Annotated in this window: 11 protein-coding genes and 1 pseudogene; all 12 read left to right on the top strand. The window is 43.3% G+C overall.

The annotated features are described in order from the left end of the window. Nucleotides 1-92 precede the first annotated feature (92 nt). The gene (locus WH46_RS09895; RefSeq protein ID WP_046226586.1) at nucleotides 93-1,394 is read left to right on the top strand and encodes an NCS2 family permease; all 1,302 of its coding nucleotides are present in this window, start codon (nucleotides 93-95) and stop codon (nucleotides 1,392-1,394) included. A gap of 174 nt (nucleotides 1,395-1,568) precedes the next feature. Continuing rightward, nucleotides 1,569-3,680: pseudogene (locus tag WH46_RS09890) on the top strand (thioredoxin domain-containing protein). A 338-nt stretch (nucleotides 3,681-4,018) separates the two neighbouring features. Next, nucleotides 4,019-5,491, top strand: a complete 1,473-nt coding sequence (locus WH46_RS09885) for an S-layer homology domain-containing protein (RefSeq protein WP_046226584.1) — start codon at nucleotides 4,019-4,021, stop codon at nucleotides 5,489-5,491. A gap of 535 nt (nucleotides 5,492-6,026) precedes the next feature. Further along, complete coding sequence (locus WH46_RS09880; RefSeq protein ID WP_046226583.1) at nucleotides 6,027-6,614, top strand: hypothetical protein; 588 nt, start codon at nucleotides 6,027-6,029, stop codon at nucleotides 6,612-6,614. A gap of 5 nt (nucleotides 6,615-6,619) precedes the next feature. Further along, nucleotides 6,620-8,089 (top strand): phage baseplate assembly protein V, encoded by a 1,470-nt coding sequence (locus WH46_RS09875; protein WP_197088268.1) that lies wholly within the window; start codon nucleotides 6,620-6,622, stop codon nucleotides 8,087-8,089. Then, on the top strand, nucleotides 8,086-8,754 hold the full coding sequence (locus tag WH46_RS09870; protein ID WP_046226582.1) for a hypothetical protein: 669 nt from the start codon (nucleotides 8,086-8,088) through the stop codon (nucleotides 8,752-8,754). The genes WH46_RS09875 and WH46_RS09870 overlap by 4 nt, the downstream gene beginning before the upstream one ends. Then, nucleotides 8,736-9,275, top strand: a complete 540-nt coding sequence (locus tag WH46_RS09865) for a hypothetical protein (RefSeq protein WP_046226581.1) — start codon at nucleotides 8,736-8,738, stop codon at nucleotides 9,273-9,275. Before WH46_RS09870 ends, WH46_RS09865 begins: the two co-directional genes overlap by 19 nt. A 140-nt stretch (nucleotides 9,276-9,415) precedes the next feature. Next, nucleotides 9,416-9,799 (top strand): DUF4280 domain-containing protein, encoded by a 384-nt coding sequence (locus WH46_RS09860; RefSeq protein ID WP_082208365.1) that lies wholly within the window; start codon nucleotides 9,416-9,418, stop codon nucleotides 9,797-9,799. Continuing rightward, entirely contained in the window at nucleotides 9,796-12,642 is a 2,847-nt protein-coding gene (locus WH46_RS09855) for an AHH domain-containing protein (protein ID WP_197088267.1), read from the top strand. Before WH46_RS09860 ends, WH46_RS09855 begins: the two co-directional genes overlap by 4 nt. Continuing rightward, on the top strand, nucleotides 12,639-13,148 hold the full coding sequence (locus WH46_RS09850) for a hypothetical protein (protein ID WP_046226580.1): 510 nt from the start codon (nucleotides 12,639-12,641) through the stop codon (nucleotides 13,146-13,148). Before WH46_RS09855 ends, WH46_RS09850 begins: the two co-directional genes overlap by 4 nt. A gap of 259 nt (nucleotides 13,149-13,407) precedes the next feature. After that, nucleotides 13,408-13,911 carry a hypothetical protein gene (locus WH46_RS09845; RefSeq protein WP_052714184.1) on the top strand — a complete coding sequence of 168 codons (504 nt, stop codon included), beginning with the start codon at nucleotides 13,408-13,410 and terminating at the stop codon, nucleotides 13,909-13,911. A 27-nt stretch (nucleotides 13,912-13,938) separates the two neighbouring features. Beyond that, nucleotides 13,939-14,385: an SUKH-3 domain-containing protein gene (locus WH46_RS09840; RefSeq protein ID WP_046226579.1), complete on the top strand. Its 447-nt coding sequence runs from the start codon at nucleotides 13,939-13,941 to the stop codon at nucleotides 14,383-14,385. Nucleotides 14,386-14,858 lie beyond the last annotated feature (473 nt).

Here is a 14,858-nt window from a genome sequence, read left to right as displayed (position 1 = left end):
TACCAATACACCCATGTACGAACGCGGTCTTGTGGAAAAATCAGGATTTTTAAGCTTTGATGAATAACCAATGGCGTGGAGGCTGGCTTTACATGGATAACTGGTTCAAGCTCAAAGAAAGAGGAACGACCGTTTCAACAGAGATCATCGCAGGACTGACTACCTTTTTTACGATGGTGTATATTGTTATCGTAAACCCGGGGATTCTGAGCAGTACGGGGATGGACTTTAATGGCGTATTTATTGCTACTATTCTAGCCAGTATTGTAGCGACACTGATCATGGGGTTATGGTCCAACTATCCGATCGTACTGGCACCGGGAATGGGACTGAATGCATTTTTTGCCTATAGTGTGGTCAGTGGATATGGAGCATCCTGGCAGGTTGCGCTGGGTGCGGTATTTATTGCAGGTATTTTGTTTGTTATTTTATCAATTACGTCTTTCCGGTATATGCTGCTGGATGCCATTCCAGCCAGTCTGAAGCATGCGATTACAGCAGGGATTGGACTTTTTATTACCACGGTAGGATTGCAGAACTCAGGTATTATTATTGCTTCCGAATCCAACCTGATTACCATCGGTAATTTGGCATCACCAATGACGTATCTGACGATTATTGGATTGCTGATCACTGTTGTGCTGATGGCGTATAATGTCAAAGGCTATCTGTTTATCGGTATGGTGATTACAGCGATTCTGGCATGGATACTTGGACTATTCCAAATGCCGTCATCAATCGTGTCCATGCCGCATGGTCTGGCAACAACCGCATTCCAGCTGGATCTGTCCGGGGTATTCTCAAGCGGACTGTATACCATTATCTTTACCTTCCTGTTGATCACTTTGTTTGATACCACAGGAACGATGCTCGGTGTAGCAGAGCAGGCAGGCTTGCTTAACAAAGATGGCAAGTTCCCGCGCTCCCGTGGCGCGCTGCTTGCAGATGCAGTCGGAACAACGGTGGGTTCTTTGCTCGGTACGAGTCCAACCTCAGCGTATATCGAGTCCAGTACAGGCGTAGCGGCAGGAGGAAGAACTGGACTGACAGCAGTAGTAGTGAGTGTACTGCTGGCGCTGACGTTGTTTTTCTCCCCGATTGTAAGTGTCATTTCCGGGATTCCGGCGATCACTTCACCGGCATTGATCATTGTAGGTTTCTTTATGATTAGTGCGATCAGCAAGATCGACTGGAAAGAACTTGAAGAAGCTTTTCCTGCTTTCCTGATTATTATTCTGGTACCACTGACGCACAGTATTGCGACAGGTATCGGTTTCGGATTTATTTTCTATCCGGTGCTCAAGCTACTTCGCGGCAAAGGCAAAGAAGTTCATCCAATCTTTTATATTTTCGCAGTATTGTTCCTGATTCAATTGGTCTTCTTGGATCATTAGAATAGAGTTTTATCAGAATTAAATTAGAAGGAGAACTATCTATAAAAAGATAGTTCTCCTTTTTGTATATGATTCTCTTGTATTTACCGAGACTATTTATTAATACGTGAAAGTTTTTTCTTTCCATACATATTCGGTTATATTATCAATAACAAACCCGAGGAGGAATTAATCATGCGCGAATTCATCGAAGGAAGTCACAAACATACAAATAGCCTGATTCACGAAAAATCTCCTTATCTCCTGCAGCATGCTCACAATCCGGTTAACTGGATGGCATGGGGCACTGAAGCCTTTACCAAAGCCAAACGGGAAGGCAAGCCGGTATTTCTGTCTGTAGGTTATTCCTAGTGGAGATATACATCTACATGCCATTGGTGTCACGTCATGGAGCGCGAGAGCTTTGAAGATGAAGAAGTAGCTGCGCTCTTAAATGAATACTTTGTTCCAATCAAGGTTGACCGCGAGGAGCGACCGGATATCGACAATCTGTATATGGCTTACTGTCAGGCATTGACCGGACAGGGCGGCTGGCCGCTGACCGTCATGCTTACTCCGGAACAGAAGCCTTTTTTTGCCGGGACTTATTTTCCGAAAACGACACGTTACGGCCGGGTTGGTGTGATGGATATGCTCAACCAGATTCGTGAGAAATGGAGCGGAGACCGCGACCGTGTTCTGCAGGCAAGCAATGATATCGTCGAGCGAATGATGATGTATGCAAATGAGACCCAGCATGGGGAGTTTGGCGAAGAAATCATTCATCGGGGGTACAAGTCATTCGTCAGTTCCTTTGATGAAGTATATGGCGGCTTCGGTGCAGCACCCAAATTTCCGACACCCCACAATCTAATGTTCCTTAGCGCCTATTACCAGACATATCAGGAGCCGCAAGCACTGGAAATGGTGAAACATACCCTCGACAGCATGTACCGTGGCGGGATTTATGACCATATTGGATTTGGATTTTCCCGATATTCGACAGACGAGAAGTGGCTGGTGCCGCATTTTGAGAAAATGCTGTATGATAATGCGCTGCTGGCGATTACGTATCTGGATGCGTACCAGCTGACCAATGAGCGGCAGTATGCCCAGATCGCCGAATCGGTATTTACGTATGTACTGCGTGATATGACTTCTCCGGAAGGTGCTTTCTATTGTGCAGAGGATGCTGACTCCGAAGGGGAAGAAGGCAAATTCTATGTATTTGACCGTGAAGAGATCGAGGAAGTACTGGGTCTTGAGGAGATGCACAAGTATTGCAATATCTACGATATTACGCCGGAAGGCAATTTTGAAGGCATGAGTATTCCGAATCTGATTCCTTTTACTGCTGCCGAGATCGCCGAACAGCGTGATCTGAATGTACTGGCTCTGCAGACCGATCTGGAAGAAGCACGTCAGAAGCTATTTGAATATCGGGAACAGCGCATTCACCCTTCCAAGGATGACAAGGTACTCATCTCATGGAATGGTATGATGATCGCTGCTCTCGCCCGCGGCAGCAAGCGTCTGCAGAAGCCCGAATATGCACAGGCAGCTGTGCGTGCAGCGGAGTTTATCTGGAATCATATGCGCCGCGAAGATGGACGACTGCTCGCCCGCTACCGGGATGGACATGCCGCTTATCCGGCGTATCTGGATGATTATGCCTATCTGATCTGGGGACTGCAGGAATTGTATGAAGCGACAGGCCAGACGGTGCAGCTGGAACGTGCGCTGGTATTAAAAGATCAGCTGATTCAGCTGTTCTGGGATAGCGAGAATGGCGGTTTCTACTTTACCGGAACAGACAATGAACAGCTACTGACCCGTACCAAAGAAACCTATGACGGCGCCATGCCGTCCGGCAACTCGGTCGCAGCCTGGTCGTTAGCCCGTCTGGCGGCTGTAACTCAAGATGAAGAACTGCGTGAATATGCAGCGCGTACTGTCGATGCATTTGCCGGAACAGTCAAACAGTATCCACCAGGCTATTCCATGATGCTGCTGGCAGGTATGCAGCTGCTGCAGGGTACGGAAGAGATTGTATTGGCTGGTAAGATCGAAGACATGTCCTATCAGGAAATGGTAGCCGAAACGCAAAAAGCATATCGTCCGTTTGCCACACTGCTGCTGAACAATGCAGGTGAAGATGGTGCCGCTACCCGTGAACTGCTGCCACATCTGGCAGATATGAGCATGCAGGGTGGTGCGACTGCTTATATTTGCGAAGGGTTTGTCTGTCATGAGCCGCTGACTACCGTAGAGGCATTGCGGGAAGCTTTGGTGAAGAAAGGGAATTAGATTATCATTATCAAAAAAAATGAACATAAAAGCATGATGAATTATGAATATAAAAATGGTGAAAAAGGAGCAGCTATAGTCTGCTCCTTCTTTATGTATAAGCATTATGGATATATTGAAGTCATATAAATTTATATTGTTTTGTATTATTAAGTGAGCCCACCAAAATTCTCAATAAACTGTACGAGCTATAGACTTTACTTTTTATAGCTGTTAGAATTTAAAACCTACTTCCAACTAATAAATTGACAAATTAGTTATGCGTATCATCATCTGATTTACCCAAAGTACATACAATTAGGAGTAAGTAGTAAAACAATACATAGGATGTGAATGCATTGAGAGTACATCGATTTTATCCAATTATTATTGCTATGGGGTTGATTACAACAGGTTGCCAAACGGAATTATCTTCTACGGATAAGGCAGCTCAGACGAATCTTTCTCCAAGTGCAGAGGTAGCTAGTGAACAAGCAGCGATTGACCCTCTGGCAGCTCCTGTCCCTGTATACGTAAATGTGAAGGAACCGACAACATCTACTCAAACCGAGCAAGAGCCGACAGATATTGCACAATCAGCTGAAAAAGAGTACATTCAAAAGCTTCTACAAGCTGGTGCCGCACAACTGGATCAACAAGGACAATTCAGACCCGAGCAGCCTATTACACGGGCAGAGTTTATTAATTGGATGTACAACTATAACAACAAGCATATCAAACCACATAACGCAGAGACGCCAAGTTTCAACGATCTTACACCGGATAACTCCAATTATGGCTTGATTGAAGGAATGAAGGCAGCTGGCGTAATTACAGGGTTTCCTGATGGGTCGATGCAGATGGACAAAGATCTTACCCGACAGGAACTTACTTTGTTATGGGGATGGTACACGCCAGAATATCTGATCATTGATCCTGTATTAAATAAAAAGACGGCCCGAACCTATGGATTAAGGCCCTATTCTGATCGTGATCAGGTAGGCGAACCTTATGTGACTTCCATGAATTTTTATTTGAATGGAACACATGATATTTACTTTGATATTTTTCCAAAAGGAAAAGAATTACAGCCGCAGGCGTCAGTAACCCGTGCCCAAGCTGCTCATTGGATTATAGAAAATAATGAAGTCAACGAGGCGCAGAAGAAACAGGATGGACGGATCGCCGAAAACAACAGTAAATCCACGCCAGCAGTTGATACGACTTCAATTGATTCTGTAACGGTTACCGATATTGCAGATAGTCCGGTAAAGGGACAGATTATACGGCTGCTTCAGTCAGGAGCAGCTTTGGTAAATGATCAGGGCGAATTTCAACCGAATGAAGTCATAACACGGCGTGATTTTATTCGCTGGCTGTACAAGTTTGATTTCAAAAAAATGAATCCTGTATCTCCAACGAATCCGAGTTACCAGGATGTTCCCGTAACTGATCCCGATTATGGGATTGTTGAGACGATGAAAGCAGCAGATGCTATTATTCCACTGGATAATAACAAACTTGAGCTGGATCGTCCTTTAACGCGTGAACAACTGGCTTTGTTGTGGTACTGGTATCAGGATGAAGATCGGATCAAAGATCCAATATTAAATTTGAATACCGTCAAAGCAGGAACGTCTACTATACCTGATTTTGATCGCATTGGTACAAACTATGCTGATCCAGAACCTTATATTCGCGCAGTAGCAGCTGCGGAATACTCCAATGGAATTTATCGTAATGTATTTGGTTATGTGAAAAGTTTGAATCCGCAGCAGACAGTTACTCGTGCAGAAGCAGCACAATGGCTGGTAGACGGTAAAGACAGTTAGCGTTATATTTTATAGGCTGGTAGTTGTAGAATTGCTAACTGCTGAATAGCTACATTGCAAATAAGAAAGCAAGGTGCATTGTCGTCGTAGACAATTGTTCCTTGCTTTTGTTATATGAATATCGAAATTTGTTTATCCGTATTTCATTAATAGGCACTTTGCAAACCAAAATATAGGACCGGATGCGGACTGCGATCTATCCTAAAACATGGTAAAATAGAGATCAATTCCATGGTTAATTTGTATCTATTTATTGGTGTATATCCAGAATTGTAATAAAGCGATAACATTTGTTATTTATCATAGAAAGTCCAGCTGTTACTACTGCTCAATGTACAATATATCAGGTAAATAGGCGTTTCAATACATATGCACAGACAGCAGTTATCAACGGTTTGGAGACTGAATATGATTCGATTGTCATCATGGAATTCTTATTAAATTTGTACCCTACTAACCTACAATAAACGACAATTCAATATCCATATGGTTCATTAGACTTACTAATCAGTAATTCGAACAAAGGGGGAACATCATGAAATACGATGATGAGAAAATTATGGAACTGCTGAACCAGGCCGAGCTGGCTCAGAAGAACAAGGATATCCTTGCAGGGACGGTAGAAGCGGAAGGACAGGAGTACACTTTTGAGCAGAGATCCTTTTTTGGTGATCAGCTGCATATACATATTCCTTCCAGCTTCAAGCCGATGTCTAGGGACATGCAGCGGGTCAAATATCCATACGAGGATCGTCCGGCAGTTATTCTCACCAATGCCAGAGGCGAAGTAGATATTACCCTGCAGCATGTGGATCAGCCACTGCAAGACAGCTGGGTACAGGAGCTTACAGCCGGCATGAAGCAAATGATCAAAAACATGCAGCCGACCAACGTATTTTATGATGAGAAGATTATCAGCGTTCATGGCAAAACGATCGGCTATTTCGATTTCAAAAGCCCTGCACTGGATCAGCCTGCTTATCGGCTACAATTTTTCCTGGAGTTAAATGGGGAGACGATTATTGGAGGCTTTACCTGTCCATACAAGAGTTACCAACAGTGGCGTGATCTTGTGCTGCAGATGATACATACTATTCAGACCGGTTCCTTGAAAGGAGAATAATACGAATGACTTTTGCATCTACCCGTACGCAATCCATGTCGGATATCTTAGCCGGCCGTCCTCTGCTGCCGACGATCTTCACCAAGGCAGATATCCGTATTGAACCGTATCAATTCGAACGTGTTCTCAAACTAGGTATCGTCAAAAAACTCAATGAACATGTGACCTTCACGCTTCAGGGAATTGTGCCGGAAGAACTGATGGACCAGTATGTAGAACGCGCAGATGAAGATGAAAGAATCCGTGTATTTATCAGCAATCCGTATGAGGAGATTCTGTTATTCCAGGGCGTAGTCACTGATATTTCGGTAAAAGCAATTAACGACGTGCGTGAACTCCATATCGAAGCGCAGAGCATGACTTTCCTGATGGATATCAAGAAAAAGCAGCGCTCTTTTCAGAAGATCGAGGAGGCCTACCGGGATCTATTTAATCACCTGGCGAGCAGCTATCCCCAGGCAGAGATCCGGGACGAAGCTTCCCATGGCAAGTATCTGGAAGAACTGTTTGTGCAATATAACGAGACCGATTGGGTATTTGCTAAGCGGCTTGCTTCCAGATTGAATGCACCGCTGATTCCTACATCTACTCAGGCGGGAATGAAGCTGATGGTGGGTGTACCGGAGGGGAATTCTCCGATTCTGCTGAATGAGCATAATTATACCGTCAAAAAAGATCTGATGGAGCATAAGCTCAAAGCCAACAACGGTATTCCTGACGATCGGGAAGAATCCAGTATCAGCTACGAAGTGAACAGCTATGAATTGCTGGAATTGGGCAGTCCGGTTCGCTTTCAGGACAAGACGCTATACATCGCATCCGCCGAGATTGTAACCGAAGGTGAGCTTCTGGTTGGACGCTATGTTCTGCGTGATCGTCCGAGCTTCCGCTTGCGTACGATATGGGCACATGAATTGTCAGGTGCTTCGTTGTTCGGTAAAGTCACCGAGATTATGAAAGACCAGGTGAAAATCAAATTGGATATCGACCAAGGTTCGGACGAGAGTGGCGCCAAGTGGTTCGCATACTCTACCGTCTATTCTTCTCCAGACGGCAGCGGTTGGTATGCGATGCCGGAAGCAGGCGACCAGATTCGTCTGTATTTCCCCGATGAACGTGAGAAGAATGCTTTTGTGGCAAGTTCGGTGGATCTGAAATCGTCTGATCCGGTCAAACGCAGCGATCCGGCGATCAAAAGCATCAGCACCAAATATGGCAAACAGGTCGTCTTCAAGCCGGGTGCGGTAGAGATTATCGCCAATGGACAGCTGCTGATCCGTCTGACGGACGAAGGTGGTATAGAAATCAACAGCAACAAAAAGATCATCATGACTGCAGACGAGGATATCCAGATTACCGGCAAAACCAAGATTACCATCGAAGGTCAAGAGGGCGTTGATTTCATTCAGGCTGGAGCTACCGTCAATATCAAGGACGATGTGAAATTGACCGGGGGCAAGGTGAATATCGAATGAGGCTGCCGGATCGTGACAGCGCGCTGGATGAATTCCTGCAGGAGCATGTGCTGGAAGGCTGGCTCGGCGATCTGCACATCATCGAGAAAAATTACGAAGACGACAAAGAGGATATTGAGCAAAGCCTGATTGACTCGCTGCACGAAGCATGCCAGCGTGCCCAGGAACTACAGTCTACCGGACAAAAAGGTCCTATTCGCTATATGTATATTTCACTATTACGCACTGCCATTATGAACAACCAGCCCACTTACCGAATCGATTGTTATGATGAACGCTGGTTTCTTGACCCCGTCGAATGTACTGTACACTGGGATGCCGCTTTCACGTTCCGACCATTATTTGACCGGATGAAGCAACTGGATGAGCTTCGTCGTCCGTATGGCCGCCGGATTACAGTAATGGATATCGAGAAAATACAGCAGATCGAAGCGGTGAAATATCATACGCTGACTGTGGAATTTATCAAATCGATGATGCCGGTCTGGGTGGAACATCCCGATTGGACCAAACTGAGCAAAGCAGCTGGCTGTACTATTCTGGCCGGGGAGTTCCGGGACGAGAGCGAGCTGCTCTGTCAGCTGGAGAATTCTGCGGAATCTCCTGATCGTCAGGCATCAGCAGAGCAAAAGGAGGCAGCAGAGCAATGGACTATTTTCTCCTGAAGCAGGATATGCGTTATACCGATATTCCGCGGCTTGAGCCGATTACCCAGCAGATTCCGGTATGGAAGCTCCCGCATCTGCAGCCGGATGATATCAGGGAGCCGCTCGGATTATATATGCGTTCCGGGGAAGATACGGAATTTCTCGATTATATGGAAGAAGCGGTACCTCTGCTATCCGAGCGAATGATGAAGCTTTGGGCGATGTATGATCCGGCAATGGCTTTTCGCATAACGGTACTGCTCGATCGGGAGCGGATGCTGCAGTTGCCGTATTATATTCCTTTTCCAACTGTAGCGGATGTGCTGCATCCAGACAGTGAGTGGAATCAGGATCATAGTATGCTCAAACAAATTGTGCTGGACGAAGCCAAACTGCAGCAGCGCCGGATATTCCGTATTGCGGGCAGTGCCCGTCCCGAAATTGTGGTTCGACTGGATATGGCAGAGAGCATGCTGCGTCGCGATATGACGGGCATACGCCTAGAGCGTCTTGCTGTTCATGCTGCCCAGTATCGGTAACACTCTAGAAATAAGGATTCCACACCCAATCGTATACAGAAAGCAGGAACAGCCTACCCATCAAATAAAGACATACCTTCGGTTTATTGAACCAACTACACTAATCTGAAACAGGATTTGCAGTAAAGGAGGGAAATTACGTGGCAGATGAATACTATGTTGTCCGCGGTGCGTCCATGCGTTGCAGTTATGGATCCCATCCGCGCAAGATCAACCTGCCGGCCAGTCACGGATCTTTTGTCAAAACTCAGCCGATGATGAATGAAGATGATTATAAACCCGAAAATGTAGCCAGCTTTGGCGTATGCAGCAGCTCACTTAATCCCAGTTCGGAGACAATATATTTGGTAGCTGAAGGCGGCGGGCAGGTGCAGGGCAAGCCATGTCTGCCGCAATTGTGCCAGCCATGGATGATGACCAAGGAAAAGACACGGGTCGAGGGCAAGCCTGCGCTAACAACATCTTCCTGCCATTTATGCATGTACAAGGGAAGCATCAAATTCGAAACGAGTGGACAGGAATGATGAGAGGAACCGAGATGATAGAGACGATTATGGATGCACTGGGAATCGGCAGTCCGGAAGTCATTGGCTACGACCAGCTCAAAGTAAAATGTCCGTATCCGCTTCAACACATTCATGGGCTTGAGATCGAATGGAAGCCTGGAGAACATGCCAAGCTGCAGTTGACCGGCTGGATGGACGAAGACATTCAGATGCAAATGCCGCTTGCCGCTTCGGTACAGGATCAAATCGAAGTTACATATGGTTCCTTTGGAGCCGAACAGCCGCTGTTCCGCGGTCTGGTTAACAAAGTAGAAGCGATTCGTCAGAATAACAGGCATGAGATTGTCATTGAGGGCATTAGCGCTTCCTCACTATGGGATATCCAGAAACGCAAGCGTACGTTCCCGGAACAGACACAGACGTATGAAGAATTAATCAGCAAAATCAATACGGATTATCCGGGCAGTTCAATTGCTTTTCATAAAGGAAGCGATCAGGAAACAGGCGAAGCAATCCTGCAATATGAAGAGACGGACTGGGCGTTAACCAAGCGTCTGGCCAGTCGGTTACAGACTGTTGTGGTCTGTGATATGCTGGAATCTGTAAAGCCTAGGCTGCATTTTGGGCTGCCGGAAGGTAAAACTGTGACTGTACCGGATGACGTCCCTTATACAGCACGCAAAGATCTCAAAGCCTATCAGCAGGCAGGCGGTTCGGAAGCCGGCCTGCATGATACGGATTTCTTTCGCTATGAGCTGCAGCATATCGAGCCATTTGCGATTGGAGATCGGGTAACCTTTCGAGATAAAAAGCTGGTGGTACGCGAAGTCCATGCCATTATGGATAAAGGCCAGCTGCTGTTCAACTATGTACTTTCCCGTGAACCGGGTGTCCGTAGCCTCCTGATCACCAATCCTAAAGCAATCGGCGTATCGCTGGAAGGAACCGTACTCGCCGTACGCGGTGAAGAAGTGAAACTCAAACTCGATGTAGATAAAGACGACGGCAAAGCCGATCCGCACTGGTACCCGTTCGCACCGCCAACGGGCGGCCCGATGTACAGCATGCCACAGGTTGGTACTAAAGCCAGTCTGTACCATCCGGATGGTACCGGAACCAGGGCGCAGATCATTGGCTCAGTGCGTACCAATGGAGCGAGTGCGCCCAAGACAAGCGACCCCAATATCCGGTATTATGGTAGTGAACATGGCAGCGAACTGAAAATGGCCCCTGATCATGTGCATGTCCATGGGAATCCGGCAGGCACGATGGCTATCAGTCTGGAAGACGGCGTAGGTGTCACGATCCGTAGTCCCAAAAAGCTGACCATAACGGGTAAAGAAGATATTGTGCTGTTCAGCAAAAAGAAAGTAATCATCCAGGCCGGTGAGCAAATCATGGCCTACAAAACAGGAGGCACATCGGGCATTGCTATAGAAGGGGAATATCATCTGCTCGGCGAAAAGGTCTGGGCGGATGGTAGCGACCGGACAGCTTATGCAGCCTATCAGGATGAACCGCAAAAAGGTACACCACCCCCACCACCTGATCCACCAAAGCCGTTTGACTGGGGTAAGCTCGGTCGCAACGTGCTGGGTGGACTGGCCATTGTGGTAGGTGTGGCTGCGCTGGCGGCATTTACTGTAGCGACGCTGGGAGCTGGACCGGTAATTGTAGGAGCGGTAGCCGTTGGAGCTATGGCTGCAGGCGGAATTGCAGTGGGTGTTCAGGCCGCTTCCGATATCGCTCGAGGGGAAGTGAGCGACTTCGGGGAATATGCGAAGACCGCTCTGCGGGAGTCGTTGATTGGAGCCGTCACCGGAGCGATATTTGGCCCACTCGGGGTTGGAGGATCGATCGCTGGTAAAATGGCCCTAGGCGGTGCTGAAAATGCTGTATCCGATATCGCCAGTCAGATGATGCAAGGGAAAAAGTTCTCCGAAATTGACTGGAAGTCGGTCGGAATGAGTGCAGGACTCGGTGTAGCGACTGTGGGCGTTGTTAATTCCAAAGCAGGCAAGGCGCTAGGAAATGCAATTGTTACTGGAGCTAAAAAGACTCCCACCTTTATTAAAAATGGAGCTAAGGCTTCTGTAGAGGCTTTCCAAAATTCATTGAAAAAACTCAGTGAAACAGGAAGTAAACTGAGTCAGAAGATAAAAAGCGAATTAGATAATATGATGAGTCCTCAGATGATGACTGCTGAGGGTTTACCCATAAGATTAAATGAATCTGCTAATGTAAAAAATGTAGAAATACCAAAAACAGAAGTACAAAAAAATTATCTTAAAGTTATGGAGCAAGCTGAAGGAACTAGTCTTTCTGTAAAGGAAAAACAGAGGCTGATTCCAGGTACTCCAGGTGAAATCGAAATTAGTGATTCAACAAAATTAGGCAAAAATTTATTGGAAACTATGGGATTAAAGAGATCAGATAGTTGGAGTGGTTATCAAGCACAACATATTATTCCAGGTGAATTATACAACCATCCTATAATAGAAAAAATTGGAATGGAGATCAATCATGCTTCTAACGGCATATTTTTACCAATTCCTTCTTCGAAAATAAGTCCTATGAGTAGACACACTGGATACCATAGTATCTACAATAGAGTAGTAAAGAAACAACTTGATAAAATGGATATTAATGCTAGTGTTGAAGTGCTTGAAAATCAAGTTTATGAATTACAACAGAAATTGAAAAAAGCAGTTGAGCAAGGGCTTCCTTTGTACAAATCTAAGATTCCTAATCAAAGACAACTAAAACGTATGTTGAAGAAACCAGTGGAAGATAGGATGGAAATATGGGACAGAGGCGGAGGAGCCACAGAAGAATTATGGGAAAGGTGGATAAATAAATGAAATATGGAGAAAACACCATTTTAGTACAAGAGGTTATTGATTTTATAAATAATAATCTTTTATTTGGTAATGAGAATAAAAGCAAGTTAAGTAGTTTGATAATTAAGGATTTTGAAAAAGCGAAAAATCTGGCATGGTCTCAAAATTCAGAATCAGTAGATGTACTCTGGCAAGATATTAAATCAAATGAAAGTTCTAAGATATTAAGTATCATATCTCGTAACGAAGATCTGAAGATAATGGAAGACGAACTATACGATATATTTTTGAACGAAGAGAATTATAATGAAGAATTTTTTCCTATGGAATTCTGGGATATAAATGAAGAAGTACAGTCAGATCTGTATAAATGTGCCTTGAATCGTTTGGTAAATGGACAGAAAGAAAGCTTTTATGAATATATCTTTGAAATTTATCAAGCGGGTGGATGGGCATGTGGATGGGAAGGACAATATCCTGAAGGAAAACCTATAATTTTTATTCCTAATGAAGGATTTGAAAGATGATTAATACGTAAAAAGGATAATTAAATATAATCTATTTATACTAATTGGAAAATTAAAAGTTACTAATAAATTCATAAAAATATGCGCTCTTTACAATCTATAAAACGAGTAAAGCATGAAACATTGTTAATTTACTACAAAATAATTAGAATTAATTACTTTGTAGATATAAATTTTAAAAATAGAGTATGTTTAAGTATAGTTAAACATACTCTATTTTTTTTAAATAATTAGCTTGTAATTAATGAATCAGTAAACTTTGAACATAAAAAAGCCAGCTGTACATAAAATTTGTATCTTAGATGAACATGTTAATTTCCTTAAAAATGATGAAATTAAAAAACCTGTAGATAAAAATGGACATGGCGGAGGAAAATATAAACCAGATGTAATTAGTGCTGCTGTTGATATAACTACATTAAGCAATAAAGAAATTAAAATACAATTTGGCTATAATGGAGCTAGAGAAGGACAATTTAATCCAAGTGTAATGGAATTGCATGATGATTTAGTTAAAATAGCACAGGAAACAAGAATGAAGGCCAAAAACGATCCTAACAATCCTTACAAGGACGACGAAAGTTTCGAGATTTGGCATGTTGAAAACTGTGTTGAGATTCAAGCGGTTAATCAACTATTGCATGCAGGTTCAAAGTTAGAAGACATATTAATAAGTACAGTTAATAGTAATGGGAAATATAAAGCCTCGTGTAAAAATTGTCAAAAAACGTTTTTTGATTTCATTAATGATTTTCGTGAATAGAATTTTCAATGACTAAGGAGAATGTTTATGCGGAATTTATCAGATAAAACAAGAGATATCCTGCTACAAGCAGGATGGAATCCAAATAGTAAAGTTGAATTAACTGAAACGTTAAAATTTTTAGAAAATATGGGATATCAAATTTTTGATCCGGTAGTTGATATACTATCTCTATTTGGTGGAGTAGAATATAAATTTAAGCATCCAGATGGAAGTCTGGAAACCTTTCATTTTATTCCAGAAGAAGTTATGAGGGATTATTATGAAAAAGAAGACTTTGAGGAATTTGAGGAACGAGCAAAAGAACCGCTTGTAGTAATTGGAGAAGCATACAGAGGTAATTTAATAATGTTTATCTCAAAATCAGGAAAAGTTTTTGGGAAAAATGGATATTCATTATTTAAATTTGGAGATGACATTTACGAAGCATTAGACACTCTTTGTTTATTTAGAAAGCCAGAAGAAATAGAATAGCAGAACTATTTTATAATACTCAAATAAATAATAGTTCAATGAGTTTGGAAGATAAGGTCAATCATGTTTCTTAATAGACGTGATTGACCTTTTTGAATAAAACAATTGTTAGAGTCGGACATTATAAATAAAATATGTTAATAAACATAAAATTAGCGAGGAAATAAAATGATATGGAAGAATTAAAAAATCTTCAAAAATATAGATAAAAAGCGTTTTAAAAAGACCTGTTAGCTAATCAGGGAAATATAAATACTTATAAAATTTAAATGATGTCAGTTCTGTAGCGACAGTATGAGAATTTAGCATATGTCATCCAATCAATATTATAATGCAAACTGAATAGGAATTCTAAAAGATAAAGATTAAAGAAAATCTATCAACTATGAGAAAAATACAAAGAAAATTTATGAGAATAAATATTTTTTCTGAAATATATACAAAAATAAAAAAATACATCATTTTATATAAGT

The organism is Paenibacillus dauci (assembly GCF_000971985.1).
In the GTDB taxonomy this organism is placed as follows: Bacteria; Bacillota; Bacilli; order Paenibacillales; family Paenibacillaceae; genus Saccharibacillus; species Saccharibacillus dauci.
Note: the sequence above shows the minus strand (reverse complement) of the source record. Positions and strands in the feature narration are given on the sequence as shown.